Origin of the sequence: Novosphingobium cyanobacteriorum (genome assembly GCF_029436685.1) — a bacterium.
GTDB lineage: Bacteria > Pseudomonadota > Alphaproteobacteria > Sphingomonadales > Sphingomonadaceae > Novosphingobium > Novosphingobium cyanobacteriorum.
In genome coordinates, this window is sequence record NZ_JAROCY010000072.1 from 1 (window position 1) to 1,671 (window position 1,671).

A 1,671-nucleotide genomic window follows, 5' to 3' on the forward strand; every position below is an offset into this window, starting at 1 on the left:
CCGACATTCCCCAAGTGGCCTGCCGCTTGACTTCAAGATCGCCTGATTTTGCTCGCTGGGCAAGCGTTTTTCGCCCCGAGCGGTGTCTGTCGTCGCGCAAACGGCCGAAGTCGGGTGGATCAAGCCTCGAACCCGCAGCATTCTGGCCCGGCAGAGCCGCTTTTCCGCGCGGCAGACGGACCTGTCCTGCCGCTTTCGTTCAGCTTGGGCATGGATCGTGGTCATGCGCATGACGGAGGCGTTCGAAGACGGCGGATGGCGGCAAGGACGGCCCGCACCATCGGGCCGGTGACGGCGACCTCGGCCAACTGGAAGGTAATGGCGCGGGCGTGGCGGACGACGCGGGCGCCGATCTTGATCAGCTTGAGTTGCAGGCTGGTCAACGACCAGTCCGCCATGGCCTCGGGCAGTTCGATGCAGCGCAGGAAGGTTGCCAGGTTGTAGGCCAGCGCGTGCAGTTGCAGCCGCACCTCGTTGTGCCGGAACTTCCGGCATGACAGCCGCGTCCAGCGAAAGGCATATTTGCCTTCCTTGATGTGCTGCTCTGCGGTGCCGCGCTGGTTGTAGAACCTCACCACCCAGTCTGGCTCCATCGGCAGGTTGGTGACGATGAAGCCGACTTTGGGGAACAGCTCGCCCGGATGCCATTCGATCTTGGCGATGACGCGGCGCGGCTTGTCCCAGGACGCCGCCTGATACTCGAAGTCCTCGAAGAACCGTTTGACCTTGGTCAGCGAAGGCCGTCCCACGGGCCGTGTCAGCCGATGCGCGATCTTCTCGCGCAAGACGGCGTTGGCGGGCAGACGGATGGCGTAGAAGAACCTGGCTTCTTCCAGCCGCATATAGATCGCGGGGATCGCGTAGGCAGCGTCGGCCCGGAAGAAGCGTCCACCAAGGTCGCGGCCAGCATATCGGGCAATGACGGGATCAAGGACATCCCGCCAGCCATCGGCGCTGTGGACATTGCCGTTACGCAGGGCGCAGCGCTCCAGCATGCCAAACTGGTTGAACAAGAAGATGGGGTGATAGCAGGTGCAGTCGAAATGCCCGTTCCAGGCAGCACCTTCCTGATCGCCGTGGGTGGGGCTGACCGAGCTGTCCATGTCCAGCACGATGTATTTCAACCCGTTGCGGTCATGAAACCGGTCGATCCATTGGCCGTTCAGATCGGCCAGCGCCGCCCGGTTCGCGGCCAGAGCCAGCGTCTCGGTCTCGAACCGTCCCATCTGCGATGCCGAAGCAGCTTGCGCCTCGACGGCCCTGCCGCCAACGACCTGACGCATCACGGGATCGAGGGCCAAGCGGTCGGCATCGTTCACATCCTCGTATCCGGCCAGTCGTCCGAACACCGATTGCCGGAACAATCCGTCAAGCCGATGGAGCGTGTTCTTCCCGGTGCGGCTGTCTCGCAGCGCCTCCGACGCCAGATTGGACAGGCCGAGCACGTCATCAAGCTCGCGCATCACCAGCAGGCCACCGTCTGAACTGATCTGCGCACCACGGAACTCCAGACGCACACGGCGGTCGAAATCAACCCGATCTCCCCGCGCCAAGCCCGCACCCTCCAGGTGATCCATGAAACGCGCCCCTCGCAGCCGTCAACGCCATGATTTATATGCGAAATATCACGATTACGACAGCGAAATCAGCGACTTACTTGGAGAATGTGGG

General features: G+C 62.7%; 2 protein-coding genes. Both read right to left on the bottom strand.

Annotated elements, in window-relative coordinates; all coding sequences use genetic code 11:
* Window positions 1-231 (bottom strand): hypothetical protein (locus tag POM99_RS22255; RefSeq protein ID WP_277281003.1); only part of this gene is annotated, 231 nt, incomplete at its 3' end.
* Window positions 222-1,577 carry an IS1380-like element ISPme1 family transposase gene (locus POM99_RS22260; protein ID WP_012112698.1) on the bottom strand — a complete coding sequence of 452 codons (1,356 nt, stop codon included), beginning with the start codon at window positions 1,575-1,577 and terminating at the stop codon, window positions 222-224. The genes POM99_RS22260 and POM99_RS22255, both read right to left, overlap by 10 nt.
* Window positions 1,578-1,671: the final 94 nt, after the last annotated feature.